Genomic DNA, 24,087 nt, shown 5'->3' with positions numbered 1-24,087 from the left:
CGCGCCGACCCCCGGAGCGGTCCTTGCCGCGCAGCAGGGGGCGGACCCGCCTCAGGTGGGTCCGCGCAGCGACTCCAGCCGCTCGCGCAGGTGCTCCAGCTCCCTGTCGTTGCGGCACAGGCTGATCGCCTCCTGGTATGCCGTCCGCGCCTGCTCCGTGCGTCCCGCCCGCGTGAGCAGCTCGGCGCGCACGGCAGCCGGACGGTGACTGCCAGCGACGTCGACGCCCTCGAGCGCCAGCAGACCGGCCTCCGGGCCCCGCGCCTCGGCGACGGCCACCGCCCTCGCCACCCGGGCGGCCGGGGAGGGCATCACGTCGAGCAGCGTGTCGTAGTGCTCGACGATCCGCCCCCACCTGGTCTCCTGCGCGGTCGGCGCGGTCGCGTGCTCGGCCGCGATCCGCGCCTGCACCAGGTAGGCCGCACCCTGCCGGGTCACGGTCCGGACCGGGCCGAGCGAGCGCAGGAGTGCCAGCGCCTCCTCGATCTCGGCACGGTGCCACCGGGACCGGTCCTGGTCGGCGAGCAGCACGAGCCCCCCGTCCGGCCCGAGCCGGGCGTCCCGGCGCGAGTGCTGGAGCAGCATCAGCGCGAGCAGCGCCACCAGCACCGGCGTCCCGGGACGCAGCGCGAGGACGACGCGCACCAGCCGGACCGCCTCTCCGGCGAGGTCGGCGCGCAGCACGTCGGGACCGCTGCCCGGGGCGTAGCCGGCGGTGAACGCCAGGTAGGCCGTCTGCGCGACCGTGTCCAGCCGGTCGGGCAGCACGTCGACCCCCGGCACGGCGAACGGGATGCCGGTGGCCACGATCTTCTTCTTGGCCCGCGTGATCCGGGCCGCCATGGTCGGCTCGGGGACGAGGAAGAGGCGCGCCACGTCATACGTGCTCACCCCCAGCACGAGACGCAGCGTGAGCGCGGTGGCGGCCTCCGGGGCCAGCGCGGGGTGCGTGCACATCAGGACCAGCCGCAGGACGTCGTCCTCGACCAGCCCGCCCGGGTCGACCATCGCCGCCGTCCTCTCCTGCCCCCGTTCGGCCTCGGTCACCAGCAGGGGTGCCCGCCGCTGCCGCATCGCCTCGGCCCGCAACCGGTCCAGCACCCGGCGGCTGGCCGCGGTGTTGAGCCAGGCCGCCGGGCTGTCCGGGACCCCGTGCGCCGGCCAGGTGCGGGCCGCAGCCTCGACGGCGTCGCCGAGGGCGTCCTCGACCAGGTCCAGCCGGCGGAAGCGCGCGAGCAGCAGGGCGACCAGCCGTCCCCACTCCTCGCGCACCACCCGCGCGAGGGCGTCCTCACCCACCTGCCGCCGCGCCTTCGCTCACGCCACCGTGACGACCGGTCGGAGCTCGACGAAGCCGGTGCGGACCTCCTCGGTCGCGCCCTCCCAGTCCGTGGGTTCGTTGGCGATGAGGACGAGGTACTGCTTCACGGCGCCTGTCCCTGCGTCGGGGCGGAGCGCTCCTCGGGCCGCACGGTGCGGCGGATCTCGACGCCGTCGCCGAGCGCGGCGATGATCTTGCAGCACTCGGCCAGGTCGTCCGGGTCCTCGGTCTCGACCATGTAGAACCCGCCCACGTGCTCGGCGGACTCCGCGAACGGACCGTCGGTGACGGACCGCCCGCCCGGCCGGACCGTCCGGGCCTCCGTCGTCGCGTGCAGCTCCGCGCCGCCGGTGATCCGGTGCCCGCGCCGGGTGAGCTCCTCGGAGAACCGGGTGTACTCGGCATACCCGTCCTTGCGCTCCTGCATGCTCATCGTGGACCACCACCGGTCGGCGTCGCCCACGATCACCACCATGTACTCGGTCATGTCACCGATCCTGTCCGTTCCGGGCCGCGGCTGCGACCTCACGTGCATGACGGACGGTCGCGGCCACTTTCGACAGCCCGGCGCTCCAGGCGCAGCACCCGTCCCACGCGAGGCTGCCGGGAACGGTGTGAGACTGGCTGTCCGACCCAGGACTCACCAGGAGGACACGGTGCTCGTCTCACCCACGCTGGCCATCAACGAGGAGATCGCCCGCCGCCGCGCGCAGGGCCGGCCCGTCGTCGCCCTCGGCTTCGGCGAGGCGAGCCTGCCGGTCCACCCGCTGCTCGTCGACCAGCTCGCCAGGCACGCCGCGCAGGGCGGCTACGGCGAGGTCGCCGGCGCGTCGAGGCTCCGCGAGGCCGCCGCGGGCTACTGGTCGCGCCGTGGGGTCGGGACGCGGGCCGAGGAGGTCGTGGCCGGACCGGGCAGCAAGCCCCTGCTGTATGCCGTGTTCGAGGCCCTGGGCGGTCCGGTCCTGCTGCCCAGGCCCAGCTGGGTCAGCTACGCCGCGCAGAACGAGATCCTCGGGCAGCGCAGCGTCTCGGTGCCCACCGTCGAGGGGGAGGGCGGCGTGCCGGACCCGGCCCGGCTCGACAGCGTCGCCCGCGGGCTGCGGGACGCCGGCACCCCGGCCACGGCCGTCCTCGTGACGATCCCCGACAACCCCACCGGGACCGTCGCGGCCCCGGCGACCGTCCGTGAGCTGTGCCGGGTCGCCGAGGAGCACGACCTGGTCGTCATCTCCGACGAGATCTACCTCGACCTCGTGCACGACCCCGACCGTGAGGTCCTCACCCCGAGCCAGGTCGTCCCCGGGCGCACGATCACCACGACCGGACTGAGCAAGAGCCTGGCCCTGGGCGGGTGGCGCATCGGGGTCGCCCGCATCCCGGACGGACTGCTCAGCCAGGTGCGCGGCCGGGTGACGAGCGTGGCCAGCGAGATCTGGTCGGCGCCCGCCCACCCGGTCCAGCTCGCCGCGGCGTGGGCCTTCGCGGAGCCGGCCGACCTCACCGCGCACATCGCGCTGAGCAGCCGGCTGCACGGGCGGGTCGCGAGGGCGGTGGCCGCGGTCTTCCGCGACGCCGGTGCCGAGGTCGCCGAGCCGTCCGGGGCCTTCTACCTCTACCCCGACCTGGAGCCGCTGCGGGACCGGCTGGCCGGCGCGGGCGTCACCACCAGCCCCGGTCTGGCCCGTGTGCTGCTGGACGAGCACGGCATCGCCACCCTGCCCGGTGCCGCGTTCGGCGACGCCGAGGACCGGCTCACCCTGCGCGTCGCCACCCCGATGCTCTACGGGCCCAGCGACGACCAGAGGTGGGCCGCGCTCGAGGCGGAGGCGCCCGCGGAGCTGCCGTGGATCCGGGAGGGCCTGGACACGGTGCGCCACGCGCTGGACGCGATGCTGCCCGAGTAGGCCCCCGCGATGCGTCGGCCGCGGCACTGGTCGGGGTAGGGGGTCTGCTTGCGGTTGCACCGACCCGTTGGGAGTGCAACTGTCGAAAGAGGAACGGATGAGCGTCCCGCACCATACGAACATCCACGCTAAGAAGGTCGGCCAGTGAGGGACAGGCAGCAGAACAGGCAGCAGATCGTCGTCGTCACCGGCGCGAGCGCGGGGATCGGCAGGGCCACCGCGGTCGCGTTCGGCCGGCGCGGCGCCACCGTCGCGCTGCTGGCCCGGGGACGGGCCGGGCTGGAGGCGGCCGCCCGGGACGTGGAGGAGGCGGGCGGGACCGCCATGGCCATCCCCACCGACACCGCCGACCACGAGCAGGTGGAGGCCGCCGCCGCCCGGGTCGAGGACGAGCTCGGCACGATCGACGTCTGGGTCAACGTCGCGTTCACCTCGGTGTTCGCGCCCTTCTGGGAGATCTCCCCGGAGGAGTACGCCCGTGTCACCGAGGTCAGCTACCTCGGCTTCGTCTACGGCACGATGTCCGCGCTGCGCAGGATGAAGCCCCGTGACCGCGGCACGATCGTGCAGGTCGGCTCGGCGCTGGCCTACCGCGGGATCCCCCTGCAGAGCGCCTACTGCGGCGCCAAGCACGCCATCCAGGGTTTCCACGAGTCGTTGCGCTGCGAGCTGCTGCACGAGCGCAGCAACGTGCACGTGACCATGGTGCAGATGCCGGGGGTCAACACCCCGCAGTTCCGCTGGGTCCTCTCCCGGCTGCCGAACAAGGCCCAGCCGGTCCCGCCGATCTACCAGCCCGAGATCCCCGCCTCCGCGGTCCTGTACGCCGCGGACCATCCGCGACGTCGCGAGTACTGGGTCGGCGGCAGCACGGTGGGGACCCTGGCCGCCAACGCCGTCGCCCCCGGGATCCTGGACCGCTACCTGGCGCGGACCGGCTTCGCCTCGCAGCAGGGCGACGAGCCGCGCGACCCCGACCAGCCGGTCAACCTGTGGGAGCCGGCCGACGCCGACCGCGACCACGGCGCGCACGGTCCCTTCGACGACCGCGCCACCGACCGCTCCTACCAGGTGTGGGCCTCCCGGCACCACGGCCTGCTGGCCGGCCTCGGCGCGGTCGGCGCCACGGCTGCCGTCGGGGCGCTGGCGTCCCGGTGGCGCTCGTGACCCGGTCCGGACACCCGGCACCGGCGGACGTGACCTCCCCGCTCGCGAGCGCCCTCGAGGGCGGGCGCGGCGCATACGGGCTCGTGCAGCTGGGCCGCCCGGACCTGGTGGGCAGGATCCTGGGGGCGCGCCTGCTGGTCCAGGCCGTCGGCACCGCGCTCGCCGCGGACCGGCTCCACCGGCACGCCCGTGGCGGGCTGCACGCGCTCGGCGGCGCCGTCGACGTCCTGCACGGGACGAGCATGCTCGGCCTCGCCCTCGTCTGCCGGCGGCGCCGCGGCTGGGCGCTGCGCCAGGCGGCCGGTGCGGCCGTGCTGGCGGCCGGGGAGCTCGCGCTGGCCGTCTCGTGCTCGAGGCACCCTTGACACTCTGTCGCCCCGCCTCTGGACAAGGTGCCGCGACGCGCAGGACGGCCGCGAGGTCGGGGGAGGTCGCGGCACGCACCCCTCGGCGTGAGGGCAGGGTCGGACGGCGGGCCCGTGCACCGTGGGAGGACGGCCGCACGGCATGATGGACTGTCGCTCGCGGCGGAGGTCCGCGACGGTCCGCGCAGCAGCACGGCGGTCCCGACGACAGAGAAGTGGTGGCACCTATGACCTGGCCAGGCACCGGCACCGCCGCCCCCGTGCTCCTGCCCGCCGAGGAGCTTCCCCTGGGGGAGGAGGTCGACTGCGGCTCCCACACGGTCACCGAGGAGGAGATCGTGGCCTTCGCCTCCGCCTGGGACCCGCAGTACTTCCACGTCTCGGCCGACCTCGCCGCCCACAGCGACTTCGGCGGGCTCATCGCCAGCGGGCTGCACACCGCCTCGATCTACCAGAAGCTCGCGGTCGCCGGTCTCCTGCACCGCTTCGACGTCGTGGCCGGCAGGGAGATCCGCAGCCTGCGCTTCCTGCGGCCGGTCCGTCCCGGCGACGTCCTGAGCTGCGGCATCCTCGTGCGGTCCGTGGAGCCGGCCGCCCCCGGTCGCTCCCTGGTCGTCATCGCCGGCGTCCTGCGCAACCAGCACGGCAAGCCCGTGCTGGAGCTCGAGGTGGACTCGCTGATGAGGTCGCGGCAGCTGCCACTCACCCGGACACGGGGCAGGTGGCCAGCAGGGCGGGCACCAGGACCTCGTTGATGTTCCACCGCCCCTCCAGCGAGCTGAGGTCGCGACCGGTCACGCCCAGCGAGAGCTGGCGGGTGCCGTCGGCGCTGGTGAACGCCACGCTCAGGGTCCCGTAGGTCGCGCCGTCGTGCCCGTAGAGCCACTGCGGGTCCTCGGGGGAGGAGCAGGGATCGGGCAGCCGGTAGACCCCGAGGCCGTACTGGAGCATGTCGGTCGTGACCGGCGTGACCATCTCCTGCACGAGCGCCGGGTCGACCAGCTCGCCGGAGATCAGCGCGTCGGTGAACGCGTTGAGGTCGGCCGTGGTGCTCACCACGGCACCGGAGGACCGGAACAGGTCGGGGTCGAAGCCGCCGAGCTCGAGCCAGCCGTCGCCGACCCAGGCGTCCTCCTCGAGGGCCGGGTTCGGCATACCCGGGTCGAGCGGGTAGGAGGTGTGCCGCATGCCCGCCGGTCCCCATACTCCCTCGCGCAGCAGCGTCCCGACGTCCTCGCCGGTCCGGGCCGCCAGGAGCATCCCGAGCACGACGTAGCCGGCGTTGGAGTAGACGAACTCCCCCGGCTCGGTCCACGGGAAGGCGTTGACCGCGTCCACGTGGTCCTGGTCGGTGTAGTCGCGCCCGATCGCTGCCAGGAAGTCCGACATCTCGGGACCCTCGACGTTGGGCAGGAGCAGCTCCTGGGTGCCGTTGGGCATCCCGGAGGTGTGGCTGAGCAGCTGCCGGAGGGTCACGTCGGGGTGGTCGGGCAGGAGGCCGGGGATGACGTCCTCCACCCGGGTGTCGAGCGTCCACGTCCCCGCCTCCACCTGCTGGAGGACGAGGGTGGCGACCATCATCTTGGTGTTGCTCGCGACCCGGAAGCGGTCCTGCCAGCCGGCCGGCGGCCGCTTGTCGAGGGCACGGCCCCCTGCCGAGCCGCGCCAGGTCAGGTCAGGGGAGTCCACGCGCACGGTGACGCCGATCGCGCCGTCGGTGACGACCTTGGCCATGCCGGCGTCCAGCGCGTCGGTGGCCGGCGTCGACCGGCCGGGCGGGGTCCCCTTGAGACGCACCTGCTGCTGCGCGGTCCGCGCGGCGTGGCGCACCTGCTCGCGCAGCGCGGTCTCGTCCTGGGCGGCCGACACGCTCCCAGGTATGCCGTGCTCCTCGGGTCGGTCCGGGGCCGCCGAGGCGGTGGTGGGCAGCACCAGGGCCAGCGCGGCCAGGGCGGCGGTCCCGCCGGTCGTGGCTCGTCGGGCGGTGCGGGTGCGGATGGTCATCGGGTCCCCTCTCGTCTCGATGGTGGTGTGCGGCCAGTCTGCGTGCCCGCACCGACAGGCGCATCGGCACCCCGGGGGAGATCGGGGACGGCCCGCCTCGTCCTGGGGACGGAGATCTGCCCGCTCCCGGCGCGCCTCCTTCTAGACCAGGTGCCGACCGAACTCGACGAGCATCACGACGCCCAGGACCATGAGGACCACGCCGGCGCCGGTGACCGTCCGGCGGTAGCCGGTGTCGGTGAGCCAGCGGCGGCCGCGCGCCACCACCGCCGCGAGCGCTGCCTTGGAGCCGACCAGGGTGAGGTAGAACCCCAGCACCACGGCCACGCCGGCGGGCGCGCCGCCCCGCCAGAAGGAGACGGTCAGCGGCCCCAGCACGGTGATCCAGCTGAGCCACGGGTGCGGGCTGAACAGGTTGACCAGCACGGCCCGCCGCAGTGCCGTGCGCAGCGGAGGAGCGGCCCCGGCCACGCCCGGCGCGAGGCTGGCGGTGCGCGCCTCGCGCACGGTCTGGACGCCGACCAGGACGACGAGCACACCGCCCACGACCCCGAGCCAGCCGAGAGCGTCCGGCCCCAGCTCGCGCAGGACGAGGAGCACCGCGGTGACGACGACGAGGTCGCTGAGCAGGGGAGCGGCGGCGACGGCGAGCCCGTGGCGCAGCCCGCCGTGCAGCGTCGAGGTGATGACCAGGACCAGCAGCGGGCCGGGACTGACGCCGGCGGCCAGGCCGATCCCCAGCCCGGTCAGGATCGCGGCGACGGCGCCCGTCATCCGACGTCAGCGGGGAGGGAGCACATGGTGCCCGCAGCGTAGTCCGGCGCTGGGAGCGGTCGAGATGCGGTCGGGACGGCGACCTTGCTACCCGCTCACCCTGATGGGGCGATGCTGGACGGGTCCAAGGAGGCGGCCCCCACGCTCGCCCTCCTGGGCGTGGGGGCCGCGGCCTGTCCTGGGTGCCCCCGCCTGCTCGGGGCGGTCGCGGGTGGCCCTGCCGTGGTGGCCGGTCAGAGGCCGACCGCCTTGGCCCGTGCGGCCACCGTGTTGTAGAGCGCGCCGTCCGTGATCACAGCAGCGGGCGGGAAGAGCAACGTGACCGCTCCCAGCACCGCCGCAGACGCCGCGGCTGCCGCCGCCTCCTGGTCGGCGAGGTTCTGCCCGTCGCTCTCCTTGCAGGTGAGGGTGACCACGACGATCTCGTCATCGGCCACCGCGACGTCGAACATCTCGACGTTGGGTGCCTGGTCGGCCAGCGCCCCGGGGTCACTGACCGCCCCTGCGGCGCGCACGGGCCACTCACCTGAGTGAGGTAGGCCCGCGATCTGCCCCTGCGGCGTGCAGGAACCACTCACGTGAGTGAGTCGAGCACGGGCACTGGCCCTGCGGCGTGCAGGAACCACTCACGTGAGCGGGTTGCGCGCGCAGACCTACTGGCCCAGCTCGCCCAGCAGCGTCTCGAAGTCGCCAGCCCGGTCAGGATCGCGGCGACGGCGCCCGTCATCCGACGTCAGCGGGGAGGGAGCACATGGTGCCCGCAGCGTAGTCGGCCCGCTGGTCCTAGGGCTGCGGCGAACCGGGGAGGGCCCTCAGTCCGCCACGGTGGACGGACGCCCCTGGTAGAGCAGGTCCGCATACTCCGGGTGGCGTGCGATCCAGGCGCGGACGAACGGGCAGACCGCCAGGACCGTGCGGGTCCCGTCCGCGCGGACGTGGTCCAGGGCGCCGCGGACCAGCGCGCCGCCGACCCCCTGCCCCTCGAAGGCGGGGTCGACCTCGGTGTGCGTGAAGACCCACAGCTCCTGCGTCTGCTGGTAGTCGGCGAAGCCGGCCACCTTCCCCTCGAGGTGGGCCTCGAAACGGGTGCGGTCGGGCTCGTGGGTGACGGTCACCTCGGCCATGGGTCCTCCTGGGTATGCGGTGTCGACGGGCCACGCGGCCCCGCGCACCGTACGGCACCGGTCGACACCCCGGGTCGTCGCCTGCCAGACTCGCGGAGGTGACCGCCTGGACCGACCCGCTGACCCAGACCACCTCATACCCCGGTCTCGGGCCGGCCACGCAGACCGAGGAGATCGCCGAACCGCACGTGATCGTGCTCTTCGGCGCCCGCGGCGACCTCTCCCGGCGCAAGCTGCTGCCGGGGCTGGCCTACCTGTGCAGCTCGGACCTGGCGCCGAAGATCCGGGTGGTGGGCAGCTCGCTGGAGGAGTTCGACGACGCGGAGTTCCGGGAGTTCGCCCGGGAGGCGCTCGCCGAGTTCGGCCACCGGCAGCTGGGCGAGCAGGAGTGGGGCGCCTTCGCCGACAACCTCCGGTACGTCCCGACGAGCGCCGGCGCCGCCGGGCTGGCGCGGGTCGTGGCAGAGGAGCGGGCCGCCCTCGGGCAGCGGTCCGGTCTGCTGCACTACCTCAGCGTCCCGCCCAGCGCGGCCCTGTCGGTCATCGGGCTGCTGCGCGAGGCCGACCTGGTGGAGGGCTCGCGGATCGTCATGGAGAAGCCCTTCGGCACCGACCTGGCCAGCGCGGTCCACCTCAACGCCAGCGTCCACGAGACCTTCGACGAGGACCAGATCTTCCGGATCGACCACTTCCTGGGCAAGGAGGCGGCCCAGAACATCCTCGCCTTCCGCTTCGCCAACGGGCTGTTCGAGCCGATCTGGAACCGCAACTTCATCGACCACGTGCAGATCGACATACCCGAGACCCTCGGCCTGGAGCGACGGGCCGGCTTCTACGAGGCGACCGGCGCCTACAAGGACATGGTGGTGACCCACCTGTTCCAGGTCCTGGCGTTCGTGGCGATGGAGCCGCCGACCGCCCTGGAGCCGACCGCGATCGGCGAGGAGAAGAACAAGGTCTTCCGCTCGATGCTGCCGCTGGACCCCGCGCGGGTGGTGCGCGGCCAGTACGTCGGCTACCTGGACGAGGAGGGCGTCGCGCGCGACTCGGACACCGAGACCTTCATCGCGCTGCGCTGCGAGATCGACAACTGGCGCTGGGCGGGCGTGCCGTTCTACCTGCGCACCGGCAAGCGGATGGCCGAGGGTGCGCGCATCATCTCGATCGCGTTCAAGGAGGCGCCACGCACGATGTTCCCGGCGCACTCCGGCGTGGGGCAGGCCGGGCCGGACCACCTGACCTTCGACCTGGCCGACGAGTCCAAGGTCTCGCTGTCTTTCTACGGCAAGCGCCCCGGCCCCGGGATGCGCCTGGAGAAGCTCTCGATGCAGTTCTCCACCCAGGAGACCGCGGCCGCCGGGGACGTCCTCGAGGCCTACGAACGGCTCATCCTGGACGCGATGCGAGGCGACCACACGCTGTTCACCACGGCCGAGGGCATCGAGAGCCTGTGGGCCCGCTCGGGCCCGCTGCTGCAGAGCCCCCCGCCGGTGAAGCCCTACCCGGCGGGGACCTGGGGACCCAACGCCATCCACCAGCTGATCGCGCCGCACGCCTGGCGGCTGCCCTTCGAGCGGACCTGGCGCGACCACACCCCGACGGGTGGGTGAGCCGCTCGGCTAGCCTGGCCGGGATCCAGGGCCACGACCGACCGGCGCCGGCCCGCAGCGGCAGGAAGAAGGACCAGACGTGCGCATCGGCATCCTCACCGGCGGCGGCGACGTCCCCGGGCTGAACCCGTGCATCAAGGCCGTGGTCAACCGGGTCCACGAGGAGGGCCACCAGGTCACCGGCATCCGGCGCGGCTGGGGCGGGCTGCTCGGCACGAACCCCGAGGACCCGGAGTCGCTGGCGGCGAACATGCTCGAGCTCGACCCGGCCGTCGTCCGCACCGTCGACCGCAGCGGCGGCACCTTCCTGCACAGCTCGCGCACCAACCCCGGCAAGGTCCGCACCTCCGAGGTCCCGGACTTCCTCGCCGGCAGCGTCAGCGGCGAGGGCCCCCACGACCTCACGCCGCACGTGCTCAAGGTCATCGAGGCGGCCGGCATCGACGTGCTCATCCCGATCGGCGGGGACGACACCTTGTCCTACGGGCTGCGGATGCACCGCGAGGGCGTGCCCACGATCGCGATCCCCAAGACGATGGACAACGACGTCAACGGGACCGACTACTGCATCGGCTTCTCCACCGCGGTCACCCGCGGCGTGCAGTTCATGCACAACCTGCGCACCTCCACCGGCTCGCACGAGCGGATCGCCGTCGTCGAGCTCTTCGGCCGCTACTCCGGGGAGACCTCGCTCATCACGGCATACCTCTCCGGCGCGGACCGGGCGCTGATCCCCGAGGTGCCCTTCGACGTCGACCGGGTCAGCGAGCTGCTGCTGGCGGACAAGGCGAAGAACCCCTCCAACTACTCGATGGTGACGATCTCCGAGGGCGCCACGATCGCCGGCGGGGACATGATGCTCTCCGGCGAGGAGGACGCCTACGGCCACCGCAAGCTCGGCGGCATCGGCCAGCTCACCGGCGAGCTGATCAAGGAGCGCACCGGTGAGGAGATCGTCTACCAGCAGGTCGGCTACCTGATGCGCTCGGGCAGCCCCGACTCCCTCGACCTGATGGTCGCCACCAACTACGCGGTGATGGCCGCCGACCTGGCCCTCGACGGGTCCACCGGGCGGATGGTGGCGCTGCGCAACGGCAGCTACTCCAGCGTGCCGATCTCGGTGACCGGCGAGGGCGTGAAGGGCGTCGACGTCGAGGAGCTCTACGACGCGCCCCACTACCGGCCCAAGGTGCGGCACGTGCGCGGCAAGCCGATGTTCCTCTACTGACCGACGGTCAGACGCGCCACGCTCGGCTCAGGCCTGGGCCATCGACGTGGGGCCATCGACGTCGGGCCGGCGAGGTCAGGCCGGGTTGATCACCCGTCCCCACGTCGACTTGTTGCCCCAGATGTTCTGCCGCAGGCCTTCGAGCTGCAGGATCTGGCTGTGGTCGACGAAGAGGTTGACCTCGTTGCCGTAGTTCTTCACGTACCACTCGAAGACGGGCCCGTCGGCCGCCTCGAACATGACGTTCTCCATCCCTAGCCCGTTCATGATCGTCGCGGCGACGCCGGTGTTCCAGCGGGTGACGTTCTCGGTGATGCCCTCGGACTCGATCATGATGATCTCGGCGCCGGCCTCCAGGGCCTTCCTGCCGCGGTCGATGAGGTCGCCGACGTCCTTGGCGCCCTCGGCGGCCAGCTCGGCCTCGGAGGAGTCGCCGCCGGAGCCGATCTGGATGCCCAGCTCGGGCTTGGCCTTCAGGCCGGCCCTGACGACCTTCTCGACCAGGCGCTGCAGGCCGGAGGTGGGCAGCATGATGAAGCCGGTCGAGATCTCGATGACGTCGAAGCCGACCTCCTTGGCCTCCTTGAGGTAGGCGTCGACCGCGTCGTCGCCGTAGCGCAGCACGGTCTCGATCCAGCCGCCCGAGGAGACGTAGGCGTCGTTCTCGTGGGCGATGTCGCTGAACGCGCGGACCTGCTCGGCCGGCACGAGCGCGAACGACCCGCCCGCCCACTTGATGCCGTCGACCCACTGGCCGGCCACGTCCATGACGTCCTGCAGGTGCCGGGTGCCGAACGTGTCGTAGTAGGGCGCGCGGATCTCGGTGATGCCGTGGCTGCGCGGCTTGGTCGGGCGCGCGGCGCGGGGCACGAAGTTGAAGCTCACGTCGAAGGGGATCTGGTTGCTCATCTGACTTCCTCTTTCTTCTTCTTCACTCAGGTATGGGGTTCACGCCGCGGACGTCGGCGCCGGGGACGCGAGGGTGGCCGTCGCGCGGGTGGGGCTGACGCGGGCGAGCGCGTCGGCGAGCTCGGCGACCGTGCGGTGCTCGAGGTCCTGGACGAGCTGGGCGATCTCCTCGCGCAGCTGCGGCGTGGCGAACGGCGCGGCGAGCAGGTCGAACTTGGCGCGGGCGCCGTCCCAGCTCAGCGGGTCGGTGTGGAAGCCCTCGTAGGAGTCGGTCGAGGCGCGGAAGACCGTCCCGTCGGTCATGGTGACCTCCAGGTCGGCCGGCATCGCCTCGGGGAAGCGGGCGGAGAAGCCCGCGTCCGGCACGATCGTGATCCTGGTCATCAGGTCCTGCACGTCCTCGGCGATGATCCGCTCGTGGTGGTACTGGGCCGGGCCCAGCTCGCCGTCGAGGAGGACGACTGCCAGCATCCACGGCAGGGAGTGGTCCGCCTCCTCCTTGGTGCGGACGGTGCGCTTGTCGCCCTCCTCGCCGCCGCCGATGATCGAGTAGGCGACGTCGAAGGTGCGCAGCCGCACCCCGCTGACGCCCAGCGGGCTGAAGCCGTCCTCGGCCCGGACCGCCTGGGCGGCGTCCAGGGCGGACTGGGAGTGGATCTCGGCATTGTGCTTCTTGATGATCGAGCGGCGCACGCGCTCCAGGTCCTCGGCGGCCCAGTCGATGGTGAAGTCGCCGGCGATCGACTCCTTGAAGCCCTTGTTGCCCTCGAAGACCTGCTCAGGCCCCGTGATCCCGCGCGAGGCGAGCAGGGCGGCGAAGGTGCCCTCCTTGGAGACCTGGGGGTAGGCCAGGCCCTTCCAGTGGCTGAGGTTGCCGGTGCGGGTCACGCGCAGCGCGTTGTTGGCGGTGCCGCTGATCGCGACGGCGTTGGCGATCTGCTCGACCGGCAGGCGCAGGGCCTTGGCCGCGGAGGCGGCTGCGGCATACGCGCCCTGCGTGGTGTGGTCGAAGCCGGCGGCGCGGACCGGTGCCTCGTCGGAGAGGCGCGAGTGCACCTGGTAGGCCACCGCCAGCGCGGTGAGCAGCTCGGCCCCGGTGCCGTCGACCGACTCGCTCGCCGCGAGCACCGCGCCGAGGTTGTCCGAGGGGTGGCACGTCTCGCCGGGGGCGAGGTAGGAGTCCATGAAGTCGAGGTAGCGCGACAGGGCGCTGGTCCAGAACGCGGCCCGGTCGGGGGAGGTGCGCCCGCCGCCGATCATGGTGGCAGAGGGGGCGCCGCCCAGGTCGTCGAGCAGACCGCGGACGGCGACGACCGGCTCGGCGTCGAGCGCGCCGATGGCTACGCCGAGGGTGTCGAGCACGCGGATCTTCAGCTGCTCGAGCGCCTCGGGGCTGATGTCCTCGAAGCGGGCGTCGGCGACGAACCGCGCGAGCCGGACGACCTCGGTGGGGGAGGTGGTGGGGTTCATGGGGACCGTCCTTCCTGCACGATGCAGTAAGGCAAGGCTTGCCTTACCAACATGTCCATCGTGCCACGACAATATCTTGATGTCAAGATACTTGTCGGATTCCTGCTGCCGTCGCAGGGGCGTTTCGGCGGCCAGGACGGTCCTCCGGCGCGGTGCGCCGTCGGCGGATCCGGCCCCTACCCCTCCGGCGGACCGCTGAGCTTGGCCAGCATCAGGTCCAGGCCGCGCCGCGCGGCCCTCTCGGCCGAGGCGACCCGCTCCTGCGCGGCCCGGGCGGCCTCGAGCGTGGCCTCGGCGCGCTCCTGTGCGGCGAGGCTCGCCTGCACCCCGTCCTCACGCTCGGCACGCTCGGCCTCGGCGTCGTCGTGGAAGCCCTGCACCTCGCCGGCGGCCAGCTCGACCGCGCGGTCGAGCAGGAAGCGGTAGGCGTTGCGGACCTTCTTGGGGGTGGTCTTGCGGTCCAGGCCCTCGACCTCCTCCTGGAGGGTGCTGCGCATGAAGACCAACGGGTCGGAGCGGTAGCGCTCCTCCTCGGCGGCCTGCCGGGCGGCGGCCAGCCGCTCGTTCGCCTCCGCCAGCCCGCGCTCGGCGTCCCGCACGAGCGACGCGGCGGCGCCCACGTGCGGGGCGAAGCGCCCCTCGAGCGCGTAGACGAGCTCGTCCCGCTCGCCCACGCCGTCGGCGCCGGCCGTCTCCTGCGCCCGGTCCTGGTCAGTCATGCCGATCCCACCTCGTCCATCGGCACCACTGTCTCATCCGCAGGCGCCGGCGCGAGGACCAGCGTGGTCAGCGCTGCAGCGGCCGGTAGAAGACCAGGCCGTTGCCCTGGTCGTCGTAGACCACGGCGCGGCGCTCGTGCGCGTCGTCGTAGGGCTCCTTGACGACGGCCCCGCCGGCAGCCTCCGCCGCACGGGCCGCCCCGTCCACGTCGTCGGTCTTCACGCCGACGACGACCTTGCCCGGCAGCGGGTGGTCGATCGCGGTGGCCAGGGCGATCGTCACCGAGCCGCCGTCGACCGCGGCGAAGTGGGACCCGTCGCGGAACTTCAGGGCCATCCCGAGGGTCTGGGTGTAGAAGCGGATCGAGGCGTCCAGGTCCTCGGTGCTCAGCAGGATCATCCGCACGTCGTGCTCGCTCACGCGCACGCTCCTCGTCTGTCACGGCCGTCACGGCCGGGGTGGAATAGAGGATTTGGACACTATCAGCGGTCCTCGGCTGCGAGCCCGCCGGAGCCCGGCATGCCGCACGCCGCGGACAGGGTCCCCGGGATCGCGCCGGGCGTGGTCTTCCGGGAGCGGCTGCTCGCCTGGCTCGGGCGTCAGCTCGCGTAGATCTGCAGGTCGTGGCCGATCCGGTCGGCCATGGCGGTCAGCTGGTCCAGGTCCGGGTGCCGCGCGATGACCATGCCGTCGGAGAGGAGCGTGGCCCGCCAGTCGCGGCGGCGCGCCCCGACGGGGAGCAGGTCGACGACGCACAGGTGCTCGCGGTAGTCCCGGACCAGCTGCTCCAGGCCCTCGATCCGGGTGATCCGCCCCAGCCCGCGCGCCCGCTTGAAGAGGGTCAGCGCGTTGTACTGCTTGGTCAGGGCTGCCGTCGTCCCGCGGGTCACCGCCTCGGCCCAGGCCCGGAAGAGGTCTCCGTCGGTGGAGAAGTTCATGATGTCCACCGACCTGGCCCCCGGCGGACGGGCGCCGATCTCGCCGAAGACCGTCTCGCCGCCGGGCGTGCGGAACCACTCCATGTGCGTGAAGCCGGTGTCGAACTCGAGGGCCTGCAGGACCTGCCTGCCCATCTCCCGACCGTCCTGCAGGTGCGGGGCGTCGATGTCGCGCAGGGCCACGGTCTGGGGGCTGATCCACTCCACCGAGCGGCCGATGAGCGGGCGCGGGCGGTACCAGCTGATGTTCTCGAAGAGCACCTCGCCGTCCGCGCACACGGTGTCGTAGGTGTACTCCTCGTCGCCGTTGATGAACTCCTCGACCGACAGCTTGCGCACGTGCAGCAGCATCGGCAGCAGCTCGGCGAGGTCCTCGGCGGAGTCGACCCGGTAGGTGTCCGCCGAGCCGGCGCCCGCGATCGGCTTGACGATGAGCGGGTAGCCGATGCGCTCCGCGGCGGCCCACACCTCGGCGGCCGTCGTCGCCGAGGCGTGCCGGGGCGTGCGGATCCCGGCCTCGTCCAGGCGCTGCTTCATCAGCTCCTTGTCCCGGAAGAGCAGGGCCTGGTCCACGGTCATGCCGGGCAGGCCCAGCCGTTCGCGAGCCATCGCCGCGAGCAGCACGTAAGGCTCCCACAGGCACTCGACCCGGTCGATCCGGGCGCGTCGGCCCAGGTCGACGAGCGCGTCGAGCACCTCGTCGGCCCGCCCCAGCGGCGCCTGCTGGTAGTGGACCAGGTTGGCGCGAGCCTCCGGCGGCAGCACGTGCTCCGGCTGGTCGCCGACGCCGACGACCTCCGCCCCGGCCTGGGCCAGCGCCCGGGTGAAGTAGGACTGCTCCACCGGGAACCCGGGCGAGATCATCACCACGCGCACGGCATACCTCCTCAGCCTTCCTCGACCAGCTCGACCCGGACGCCGCCGACGATGCGGTCCAGAGCCTCCCGGACCACGTCGGTGTCCTCGTGCTTGACGGTGATGAACCCCTCGCCCTCGTAGGAGCTGGACGCGCGCTGGCCGGGCGTGGGCATGCGGGCGTCGACGACCAGGTGCCCCAGGTCGCGCTCGATGTCCTCCAGGCCGCGCACCCCGCGGACCCGACCGCGCCCCATGCCCCGCAGGTAGGCGGTGCCCACCGCGTGCGTGCGCTGCGGCTCGGTGAACCGGTCGAGGAGGACGAGCTCGGCATACAGGGAGAAGAAGTCGACCCCGTGGGCGTGGCCGATCATCCCGGCCAGCTGGGCGCCCGGCGGCCGGGCCCCGACCTCGGAGATCGCGACCGAGCCGTCGGGGCGGCGGAACCACTCCATGTGGCTGAACGCGGTCTGCACGCCGAGCACCTCGAGGGCGCGGGGGCCCAGGCGGCGGATCTCGTCGTACTCCTGGCCCGAGATGTCCCGGGGGAGCAGGACCGTCCACTGGACCCACGGGTTGCGCAGCACGTCGAGCGGCGGAGGGCGGTAGTCGGAGATCGAGGACCACAGGGTGCGACCCCCCAGCGTGACGCTGTCGAAGGTGTGCTCCTGCCCGGTGAGGAACTCCTCGAGCAGCCACACCTCGCCAGGGTCGCGCCGGGCGACCTCGAGCCAGGAGCGGACGTCCGCGTCCGTGTCGAGCCGGAAGGTGGAGCGTGCGCCCGCGCCGTCCGGCGGCTTGGCCACGAGTGGCCGCCCCACCTCCGCGACGAAGCGCTCGGCCTCCTCGGTCCGGGTGACCAGCTGGTGGCGGGCGCACGGCAGGCCGGCGCCCCGCAGCACGGTCTTCATCCGGGACTTGTCGCGCACGTTGCGCGCCGCCTCCTCGCCCATGCCCTCCAGGCCCAGGGCGTCGCGGGCCTGGGCGAGAGGCACCTGGAGCTCCTCGAGGATCCCGACCAGGCGCTCGACCCGGCCGACCTGCGACTGTAGGCCGCGGACGGCGTCGACCAGCTGCTGCGGGTCGAGCGCGTCGCTCACCTGCCAGTGTCCGGCGAGGGAGGCCCTGAGCTCTGGCGGCAGGCTGGAGGCCGGGTCGTGGGTGATCAGCGCCAGACGCACGCCGGGGACCGCGGCCGCTGCGGCGACGAACCGGGACGTGGCCTGGAGCAGGTAGGGGGCGACGAAGGCTGCGACCACCATGACGCGACCCTAGTGTCTTTTCGCGCCGCGCGGGCGGCGTGCGCGCGCTCTTGACAGGCAGACCGCGAAGGAGGATTGTAAAAAGTATCAAGATTCTTTCTAGAAGGAGTGAGCGAGATGACCACCACGTCGCAGAAGGTGCCGGTCCACCGGGACGGGGACGCCGTCGCCCAGGTGTGGGCGAGGGTCCGTCAGGACCCGACCTACGCCGCGTTCTGGCTGTTGCGGGTCGGGTTCGTCGTGCTGCCCCTGTGGATGGGCATCGACAAGTTCTTCAACGGCCTGACCGACTGGCCGGGCTACCTCGCGCCGTGGATCGTGGCCCTGCTGCCGTTCTCGGCGCAGACGGCGATGTACGTCGTGGGCGTGGTGGAGATCGTCGCCGGCGTCGCGGTGGCCGTGAAGCCGCGCTACGCCAGCTACGTGGTCGCGCTCTGGCTGGCCGGCATCATCGTCAACCTGCTGACCTACTCGGGCTACTACGACGTCGCCCTGCGTGACTTCGGCCTGCTCGTCGCCGCCCTGTCGCTGGCGCTGCTGTCCCGCGCCTACGACGCGCCCCTGGGCCACCGGCACGACCCGGTCAGGAGCGCGGCGTGACCGACCGCCTGTCTGCACTGAGCTCGGCGGGCGTGTCCGTCTGGCTGGACGACCTCAGTCGGGAGCGTCTGACCAGCGGCAGCCTCGCCGAGCTCGTGCGCACCCACCACGTCAGCGGCGTGACCACGAACCCGTCCATCTTCGCCAGGGCGATCCGCGGTCGCGGTGCCTACCAGGCGCAGCTGCGTGACCTGGCGGCGCGCGGCGCGGACGTCGGGGAGTCGTTGCGGGCCATGACCACGTATGACGTGCGGTGGGCCTGCGACGTGCTCCGGGGTGTCCACGACGCGACGGACGGCGTCGACGGGCGCGTCTCGATCGAGGTGGACGCGCGCCTGGCCCGAGACACGGCGGCCCAGGTCGCCGAGGCCCGGGCGCTGTGGTGGGCGGTGGACCGGCCGAACCTCCTCATCAAGATCCCGGGGACGCTCGAGGCGCTGCCCGCCATCACCGCCTGCCTGGCGGAGGGGATCAGCATCAACGTCACGCTCATCTTCTCGCTGGCCCGCTACGCCCAGGTGATGGACGCCTGGCTGGACGGTATGGAGCAGGCCCACCGGGCCGGCCGCGACCTGTCCACCCTCGCCTCGGTCGCCTCCTTCTTCGTCTCCCGCGTCGACACCGCGGTGGATCCTCGGCTGGACGCGATCGGCACGCCGCAGGCCGCGGCCCTGCGCGGCAGGGCCGCGATCGCCAACGCGCGGCTGGCCTACGAGGCGTACGAGCAGATGCTCGCCGGAGCGCGGTGGCAGGCGCTCGCCGCGGCCGGCGCCCGACCCCAACGCCCGCTGTGGGCGTCCACCTCGACCAAGGACCCGGCCTACCCGGACACCCGCTACGTGGACGAGCTGGTCGCCCCCGACGTGGTCAGCACGATGCCGCAGGCCACGCTGCTGGCGGTCGCCGACCACGGCCGGATCGCCGAGGACTCCGTCCACGGGAGCTACGAGGAGTCACGCGAGGTGCTCGACGCCCTCTCCGGGCTCGGCATCGACTACGACGAGGTGGTCACCACCCTCGAGGACGGCGGGATCGAGGCGTTCGACGCCACCTGGCGGAGCCTGGCCGAGGAGCTGGGGCGCACGTTGGCAGGCGCGGTGCCGGACGAGGAGGAAGCGGCAGCGGCGCTGTGAGAGATTGGTGGGGATGGGACGATCCGGGCCGTTGCGCGTCTACACCGTCGGGCACTCCACGCGAGAGCTGGACGAGGTGGTGCAGATGCTGCGCGCGAACGGTGTCGACCTCCTGTGCGACGTCCGCTCCTACCCCTCCTCGCGGAAGTTCCCGCAGTGGGGCCAGGACGCGATCGTCGAGGAGCTGCCGGACGACATCGGCTACCGGTGGTTGCGCGACCTCGGCGGCAGACGGCATACCCCGGCGGGCGTGCCCAGCGAGAACGGCGGCTGGCGGGTGAAGGCGTTCCGCGACTACGCCGACTACATGGACACCGACGGCTTCGACCACGGGCTGGATGAGCTGCTCGCGGCCGCCGCCGAGCACGTCCCGGCCATCATGTGCAGCGAGGCCGTGCCCTGGCGGTGCCACCGGCGCCTGGTGACCGACGCGCTGCTGGTCCGGGGGGTCGAGGTCTGCCACATCATGTCCCCGACCTCGACCAGGGAGGCCGACCTCACCCCCTTCGCCGTCGTCACGGACGGGCGGCTGACCTACCCGGAGCCGGCGGCGTGAGCGAGGTCGAGGCGCGGGTGCGCGAGGCCGTGCGGGCGGTGCCGCCCGGGGCCGTGGTCACCTACGGCGACGTCGCGGCGGCCGTGGGGATCGGTCCCCGCCAGGCGGGGCGCCTGGTGGGCCGGCTCTCGGAGGACATCCCCTGGTGGCGGGTCGTCCACGCCGACGGGTCCACGGCCACCTGCCACGGCGGCACGGCCGGGGAGCTGCTGGTGGCCGAGGGCGTCAGCTTCCACGGAGCACGGGTGGACCTGGGCCGGCACCGGGACGCCGGCGCACCGCTGTGAGCCCTAGTCTGCTCCCGTGAGCAGGCACCCCGTCGGCGCGACGGCATACCCGGACCTCGGCGACGACGAGCAGGCGGAGCAGCTGCGCCCGGTGGCGGTGGCGGCGGCCGCCGAGTTCGGTCTCGACGTGGTGGGCCTGGAGGTCGTCGCCCACGCCTACAACACCACCTTCGAGGTCAGGACGGCCGACGGCGGGCGCTACGCCCTGCGGCTGAACACCAACTCGAAGAGCTCCGTCGCCGAGATCCTGGCCCAGCAGGCCTGGCAGCTGGCCATCGCCGCGGAGACCCCGGTGCGCGTGCCGGTCCCCGCGGTGACGCGGGACGGCCAGTGGTGCACGCGGATCGGTTCGGCGGCACTGGGGCGCGAGGTGCTCGTCACCTGCGCGGCCTGGCTCGAAGGACCCGACGTGGTCGAGCCCGACCCCGAGCAGGCACGTGCGCTCGGCCGGGCGATGGCGCAGCTGCATGATCACGCGCGCCGCTGGGTGCTGCCCGATGGCGGCGAGATGCCGGTCTTCGACGACCCGCTCTTCGGCGACGAGGACCGGCTCACCGGCGCTCCGGGGCTCGACGCCGAGCAGCACGAGGTCCTGCGGCGCGCGGGCGAGCGGGCCCGGGACGCCTTCGCACGGGTGCACCGCGCCGGCCCGGTGCTGGCGCTGCACGCGGACCTGCACGGCGGCAACCTCAAGTGGCACGAGGGCCGCCTCGCGGTCTTCGACTTCGACGACTGCGGGCAGGGCACGCCCGCGCTGGACCTGGCGGTCAGCACCTTCTACCTGCGCGGGGCGGGTGCGGAGCCTGTCGAAGCGGCACTGCGGGAGGGCTACGCCGAGGTCGCGCCGCTGCCCGACACGGCACCGGCGGACTTCGAGGCGCTCGTCGCCTCCCGACAGCTGCTCCTGGGCAACGACCTGCTCGGCAGCACCACCGCCGGGCAGCGTGGGCGGGCGGAGGACTACCTGGTCACGTCGGTGGACCGGCTGCGCCACTGGCTCCGGACCGGGGAGTTCACCCGGTCGTTGCCGGCGGTCTGAGCTGCCGCGGCCGGCACGGCGCGGAAGGCGCCGTCAGGGCAGGCGGCCGCTCTTCATCAGCGCCGAGCTGTAGACGTTGCTGATCCGCACCCCGTCCAGCCAGTCCGTGAGCCGCCGCGCCTCGTGCTCGAGCGCCGCGCGGGCGTCCGGGCGGAGGTCGACGTCGGGCGTCTGGACGACCCGGACCGCAGCCTCCTCGTCCTGCACCCACGCGCCGACGATCCGGCCGTCCCACCAGGCGGTGGCGCCGCCGTTGCCGTTGCTGTCGAACAGGTATGCCGTGTGCTCCGGGTCGAGGTAGAAGTCCCGCTGCTTCCAGCCCATGGTCGTCGGGTCGAGGGTGGGCAGCAGCGCCGCCCACGGCTGGACCGGACCGACCGGCTCGACGTCGTCCGGCAGCAGCCACCCGGTCCTGTCCCCGTCCAGGGAGACCGGGACGGCGTCGACCGCGGCGAGGGCCGCCCGGGCCGCGCTCCGGGTCGAGCCGAGCCACCACTGGAGGTCGTCGAGCGTGCCGGGACCGAAGGTGCGCAACCAGCGGCGCACGAGCACGGCATACCCCTCGTCGGTGCCGAGCGGCTCCGGCTGCTCGCCCAGCCAGTCCGCCATGAGGGTCCACGTGGGGCGCGAGAGGCGCCAGTGGCCGGCGTTCGGGCCCCGGGTGGTGCGGCCCTCGGCCCCGAGCATCGTGAGCACGCGGGGGGCCAGATGGGAGGTGCCGCCGTACTTCTTGTCCAGGTGGGCGGTCACCGTGCCGGTGAGCTCGGGCAGCTCCTCCCTCAGCGCGCGGGCGGACATCGGTGCCGACCCCGCCAGCCGGCCCAGCACCGCGCCGGCGGCCGCGTCCAGCCAGCCCTGCCCGTCGTCGGCGACGCCGTGCCGCTGCGCGTCGCGGGCCACGAGGCGCCGCTGCTCGGCCGCCACCCTGGCCGACGCGCTGCCGAGCGCGGCGGGCAGCAGGTCGCGGGGGAAGACGAACAGCGTCCGTCGCATCGCCAGCTGCTTGACCACCGACCGGTCCTCGTAGAGCGAGCGGTCGACGTCGGCGGCGCAGACGCCCTCGGTGCGGGCGTGCACGGCCAGGTGCACGGTCGCCGCCTCGGTGGCGTGGAGCACGGTCATCGCCCCGGTCGCCGCGGGCACGTCCGCGACCCGGTGGTCGGGGTGCAGGGCGTGCCGCATCGCCAGCCTCGCCCGGCGCTCCTTGTCGTCGACGTGACGGACGGCGGTGACCGCCCTCGCGCCGGCCCGACTCACGCGCCGCCGGTGCGGGCTGCGCGCCGCCCGACGGCGAGGAAGACCTGGAAGCGGCCGTCCTCGCGCTCGATCTGGGTGCAGTCCTGGACGGTCACCCCGACGAAACCTGCGTCCTGCAGGGTCGAGACGATCTCGGCGCGGTCGAAGCCCCGGTGCCCGTGGAAGTCGTCCAGGTGCTCGTGGAAGGACCCGTCCTCGCGGTCCAGGTCGACCACGCACAGCAGGCCGCCGTCCTCGAGCAGCGCGGCGAAACCCTCGAGCACGGTGGGGAGCGCCTGCACGTGGTGCAGCACCATCGAGGTCACGACGAGGTCGAAGCGCTCCTGCGGGGCGGCGTCGTGCTCGAGGTCGAGGTCCCACACCCGCGCGTCCTTCGGCAGGGTGCCGTCGGCGATCTTGGCCTCCAGCACCGCGCGCATGCCCGAGGAGCTGTCCGCGAGGGTGACCGTCAGCCCCTCGAGGATCTCCAGCAGGCCCTGCGTGACCAGCCCGGTGCCCGCGCCGTACTCCAGCAGCCGGGTCGACTCCCGCGCCGGCGCGGCCGCCGCGACCGCCCGGGCAACGTCCCTGCCGTGCCGTCGCTTGTCGGGGTCGTCGTCCCAGGTCGATGCCCGCTCGTCGAAGTGCTTTGCTCCCATGCGTGCAGCCTGCCACGCGGGACCGACAGCGCGTCGGTCGCCCGCTCGTCCACACCCCCTGCCGGTCCGGAGGTCGGCAGGCGCTGCCTGTGGACGGAGCCGGTGGTCGGTCGGGCCGCCGACCTACGTTCGGTGGTGACGCGCACACCGGGTGCGCAGGGAGGGAGAACCATGAGCATCGACCCGGGCCTGCGGGCCTTCTGGGACCAGCAGCAGCGTCAGATGACGCAGAACATCCGCAGGTATGGAGTGCACCTCACCTACGTCTCCGAGGAGGAGGGCGGGTGCGCGTGCTGCGAGGCGGGCGTGCCGGCCGGCCCCGACGTGGTCGCCGAGATCGTGGCCGCGACGGACGGGGACCCGTCGAGCCTGCCGGAGCGGCTGAGCGTGCCGCTCTGCTACACGACCGGGCTCTTCGGCGTGGGCCACCCCGAGCTGGTCGTGGTCGGCCTCTCGGCGCTGCCGTCGATGGTGCTCCTCAACCAGGTGGCCCGGCGGGTCTTCCACGACGGTCAGGACGTCATGGCCGGGGAGCAGCTCGAGCTAGAGGGGCTGAAGGTCTTCGTCGAGGAGCTGCCCGACCCGTGGATGACGACGTTCGAGACCTTCCACTACTACGACCGGCCACCGTGCTCGGCGCTGCCCACGCTCCAGCTCACCTGGGCGGACCCGCAGGGCCGTTACCCCTGGGACGAGGGTCACGTGCCCGTGCCGTGGCCGCAGCCCCGGCCGGGCGGCTACCGGGCCTGAGCGCGCGGCCTCACCGACGCCTTCAACGCCACGCCGGTCAAGGAGGGGCAGCGGCGGCGCGAGCTGCTCGAGCGGCGCCTCGACGGGATCGGCGAGGGCACCGAGATCCTCCCGCCGTTCCACGTGGACCACGGGCCCGACATCCGCTTCGGCTCGTGGTGCTTCGCCCACTACGG

Annotated in this window: 25 protein-coding genes and 1 pseudogene; 12 read left to right on the top strand and 14 right to left on the bottom strand. The window is 73.1% G+C overall.

The genetic code is table 11. The features are described from left to right. Positions 1-51: 51 nt before the first annotated feature. Together DV701_RS11885 and DV701_RS11880 are read right to left on the bottom strand one after the other, a co-directional pair. The gene (locus DV701_RS11885) at positions 52-1,299 is read right to left on the bottom strand and encodes an RNA polymerase sigma factor (RefSeq protein WP_114928519.1); all 1,248 of its coding nucleotides are present in this window, start codon (positions 1,297-1,299) and stop codon (positions 52-54) included. 125 nt (positions 1,300-1,424) lie between these two features. After that, positions 1,425-1,808 carry a YciI family protein gene (locus DV701_RS11880; RefSeq protein ID WP_114928518.1) on the bottom strand — a complete coding sequence of 128 codons (384 nt, stop codon included), beginning with the start codon at positions 1,806-1,808 and terminating at the stop codon, positions 1,425-1,427. A gap of 169 nt (positions 1,809-1,977) precedes the next feature. Between DV701_RS11880 and DV701_RS11875 the strand changes: the two genes are divergently transcribed. The 4 genes from DV701_RS11875 (at position 1,978) to DV701_RS11860 (ending at position 5,512) form a co-directional block, all read left to right on the top strand. Continuing rightward, positions 1,978-3,225, top strand: a complete 1,248-nt coding sequence (locus DV701_RS11875; RefSeq protein WP_202863523.1) for a pyridoxal phosphate-dependent aminotransferase — start codon at positions 1,978-1,980, stop codon at positions 3,223-3,225. A 144-nt stretch (positions 3,226-3,369) separates the two neighbouring features. After that, a complete protein-coding gene (locus DV701_RS11870) occupies positions 3,370-4,392 on the top strand; it encodes an SDR family oxidoreductase (RefSeq protein ID WP_114928517.1) in 1,023 nt (340 codons plus the stop codon). A 29-nt stretch (positions 4,393-4,421) separates the two neighbouring features. Further along, positions 4,422-4,757, top strand: a complete 336-nt coding sequence (locus DV701_RS11865; protein WP_162802996.1) for a hypothetical protein — start codon at positions 4,422-4,424, stop codon at positions 4,755-4,757. A 227-nt stretch (positions 4,758-4,984) separates the two neighbouring features. Beyond that, the gene (locus DV701_RS11860) at positions 4,985-5,512 is read left to right on the top strand and encodes a MaoC/PaaZ C-terminal domain-containing protein (RefSeq protein WP_114928515.1); all 528 of its coding nucleotides are present in this window, start codon (positions 4,985-4,987) and stop codon (positions 5,510-5,512) included. Here DV701_RS11860 and DV701_RS11855 read toward each other — a convergent pair. From DV701_RS11855 to DV701_RS11840, 4 genes are all read right to left on the bottom strand, one after another. Next, on the bottom strand, positions 5,460-6,761 hold the full coding sequence (locus tag DV701_RS11855) for a serine hydrolase domain-containing protein (RefSeq protein WP_114928514.1): 1,302 nt from the start codon (positions 6,759-6,761) through the stop codon (positions 5,460-5,462). The two genes, DV701_RS11860 and DV701_RS11855, sit on opposite strands and share 53 nt — an antisense overlap. 141 nt (positions 6,762-6,902) lie before the next feature. After that, a complete protein-coding gene (locus DV701_RS11850; RefSeq protein WP_114928513.1) occupies positions 6,903-7,535 on the bottom strand; it encodes a LysE family transporter in 633 nt (210 codons plus the stop codon). A 233-nt stretch (positions 7,536-7,768) separates the two neighbouring features. Next, positions 7,769-8,050 carry a hypothetical protein gene (locus tag DV701_RS11845; RefSeq protein ID WP_114928512.1) on the bottom strand — a complete coding sequence of 94 codons (282 nt, stop codon included), beginning with the start codon at positions 8,048-8,050 and terminating at the stop codon, positions 7,769-7,771. 297 nt (positions 8,051-8,347) lie between these two features. Continuing rightward, a complete protein-coding gene (locus DV701_RS11840; protein ID WP_114928511.1) occupies positions 8,348-8,659 on the bottom strand; it encodes a GNAT family N-acetyltransferase in 312 nt (103 codons plus the stop codon). A 98-nt stretch (positions 8,660-8,757) separates the two neighbouring features. On the opposite strand from DV701_RS11840, the gene zwf reads away from it, so the two are divergent. Together zwf and DV701_RS11830 are read left to right on the top strand one after the other, a co-directional pair. After that, on the top strand, positions 8,758-10,269 hold the full coding sequence (zwf, locus tag DV701_RS11835) for a glucose-6-phosphate dehydrogenase (protein WP_407669315.1): 1,512 nt from the start codon (positions 8,758-8,760) through the stop codon (positions 10,267-10,269). Between the two features lie 79 nt (positions 10,270-10,348). Further along, positions 10,349-11,497, top strand: coding sequence for a 6-phosphofructokinase (locus tag DV701_RS11830; RefSeq protein ID WP_114928507.1), 1,149 nt, complete (start codon positions 10,349-10,351; stop codon positions 11,495-11,497). Between the two features lie 75 nt (positions 11,498-11,572). Here the strand turns inward: DV701_RS11830 and DV701_RS11825 are convergent, their stop codons facing one another. From DV701_RS11825 to DV701_RS11800, 6 genes are all read right to left on the bottom strand, one after another. Beyond that, complete coding sequence (locus tag DV701_RS11825; RefSeq protein ID WP_114928505.1) at positions 11,573-12,406, bottom strand: phosphosulfolactate synthase; 834 nt, start codon at positions 12,404-12,406, stop codon at positions 11,573-11,575. 39 nt (positions 12,407-12,445) lie between these two features. Further along, positions 12,446-13,876, bottom strand: coding sequence for an MmgE/PrpD family protein (locus DV701_RS11820; RefSeq protein WP_114928503.1), 1,431 nt, complete (start codon positions 13,874-13,876; stop codon positions 12,446-12,448). 176 nt (positions 13,877-14,052) lie between these two features. Beyond that, complete coding sequence (locus tag DV701_RS11815) at positions 14,053-14,595, bottom strand: hypothetical protein (RefSeq protein WP_114928501.1); 543 nt, start codon at positions 14,593-14,595, stop codon at positions 14,053-14,055. A 67-nt stretch (positions 14,596-14,662) separates the two neighbouring features. Beyond that, the gene (locus DV701_RS11810) at positions 14,663-15,016 is read right to left on the bottom strand and encodes a VOC family protein (RefSeq protein ID WP_114928499.1); all 354 of its coding nucleotides are present in this window, start codon (positions 15,014-15,016) and stop codon (positions 14,663-14,665) included. A gap of 179 nt (positions 15,017-15,195) precedes the next feature. Further along, positions 15,196-16,410 (bottom strand): ATP-grasp domain-containing protein, encoded by a 1,215-nt coding sequence (locus DV701_RS11805; RefSeq protein ID WP_202863522.1) that lies wholly within the window; start codon positions 16,408-16,410, stop codon positions 15,196-15,198. Positions 16,411-16,421: 11 nt separating this feature from the next. After that, complete coding sequence (locus DV701_RS11800) at positions 16,422-17,651, bottom strand: ATP-grasp domain-containing protein (protein ID WP_114928497.1); 1,230 nt, start codon at positions 17,649-17,651, stop codon at positions 16,422-16,424. A gap of 117 nt (positions 17,652-17,768) precedes the next feature. Here DV701_RS11800 and DV701_RS11795 point away from each other — a divergent pair, with 117 nt between their 5' ends. From DV701_RS11795 to DV701_RS11775, 5 genes are read left to right on the top strand one after another with little or no spacing between them, the layout of a single operon-like run. Further along, complete coding sequence (locus tag DV701_RS11795; RefSeq protein ID WP_228254998.1) at positions 17,769-18,251, top strand: DoxX family protein; 483 nt, start codon at positions 17,769-17,771, stop codon at positions 18,249-18,251. After that, positions 18,248-19,384 carry a transaldolase gene (tal, locus tag DV701_RS11790; protein ID WP_114928495.1) on the top strand — a complete coding sequence of 379 codons (1,137 nt, stop codon included), beginning with the start codon at positions 18,248-18,250 and terminating at the stop codon, positions 19,382-19,384. Before DV701_RS11795 ends, tal begins: the two co-directional genes overlap by 4 nt. 13 nt (positions 19,385-19,397) lie before the next feature. Next, positions 19,398-19,940: a DUF488 domain-containing protein gene (locus tag DV701_RS11785; RefSeq protein WP_114928493.1), complete on the top strand. Its 543-nt coding sequence runs from the start codon at positions 19,398-19,400 to the stop codon at positions 19,938-19,940. Then, a complete protein-coding gene (locus DV701_RS11780; protein WP_114928491.1) occupies positions 19,937-20,227 on the top strand; it encodes an MGMT family protein in 291 nt (96 codons plus the stop codon). The genes DV701_RS11785 and DV701_RS11780 overlap by 4 nt, the downstream gene beginning before the upstream one ends. 16 nt (positions 20,228-20,243) lie before the next feature. Next, positions 20,244-21,266 (top strand): phosphotransferase enzyme family protein, encoded by a 1,023-nt coding sequence (locus DV701_RS11775; RefSeq protein ID WP_114928489.1) that lies wholly within the window; start codon positions 20,244-20,246, stop codon positions 21,264-21,266. 33 nt (positions 21,267-21,299) lie between these two features. Here the strand turns inward: DV701_RS11775 and DV701_RS11770 are convergent, their stop codons facing one another. Together DV701_RS11770 and DV701_RS11765 are read right to left on the bottom strand one after the other, a co-directional pair. Then, positions 21,300-22,523, bottom strand: a complete 1,224-nt coding sequence (locus DV701_RS11770) for a winged helix DNA-binding domain-containing protein (RefSeq protein ID WP_228254997.1) — start codon at positions 22,521-22,523, stop codon at positions 21,300-21,302. Continuing rightward, positions 22,520-23,164 (bottom strand): annotated as a pseudogene (locus DV701_RS11765) (class I SAM-dependent DNA methyltransferase); the annotation flags it as partial. The pseudogene DV701_RS11765 and the gene DV701_RS11770, both read right to left, overlap by 4 nt. Positions 23,165-23,332: 168 nt before the next feature. Here DV701_RS11765 and DV701_RS11760 point away from each other — a divergent pair. Beyond that, on the top strand, positions 23,333-23,911 hold the full coding sequence (locus tag DV701_RS11760; RefSeq protein WP_114928486.1) for a DUF4262 domain-containing protein: 579 nt from the start codon (positions 23,333-23,335) through the stop codon (positions 23,909-23,911). The last annotated feature ends 176 nt before the right edge of the window (positions 23,912-24,087 follow it).

It is taken from the genome of Ornithinimicrobium avium, from assembly GCF_003351765.1.
Lineage (GTDB): Bacteria > Actinomycetota > Actinomycetes > Actinomycetales > Dermatophilaceae > Ornithinicoccus > Ornithinicoccus avius.
This window is presented reverse-complemented; position numbering and strand designations above follow the sequence as displayed.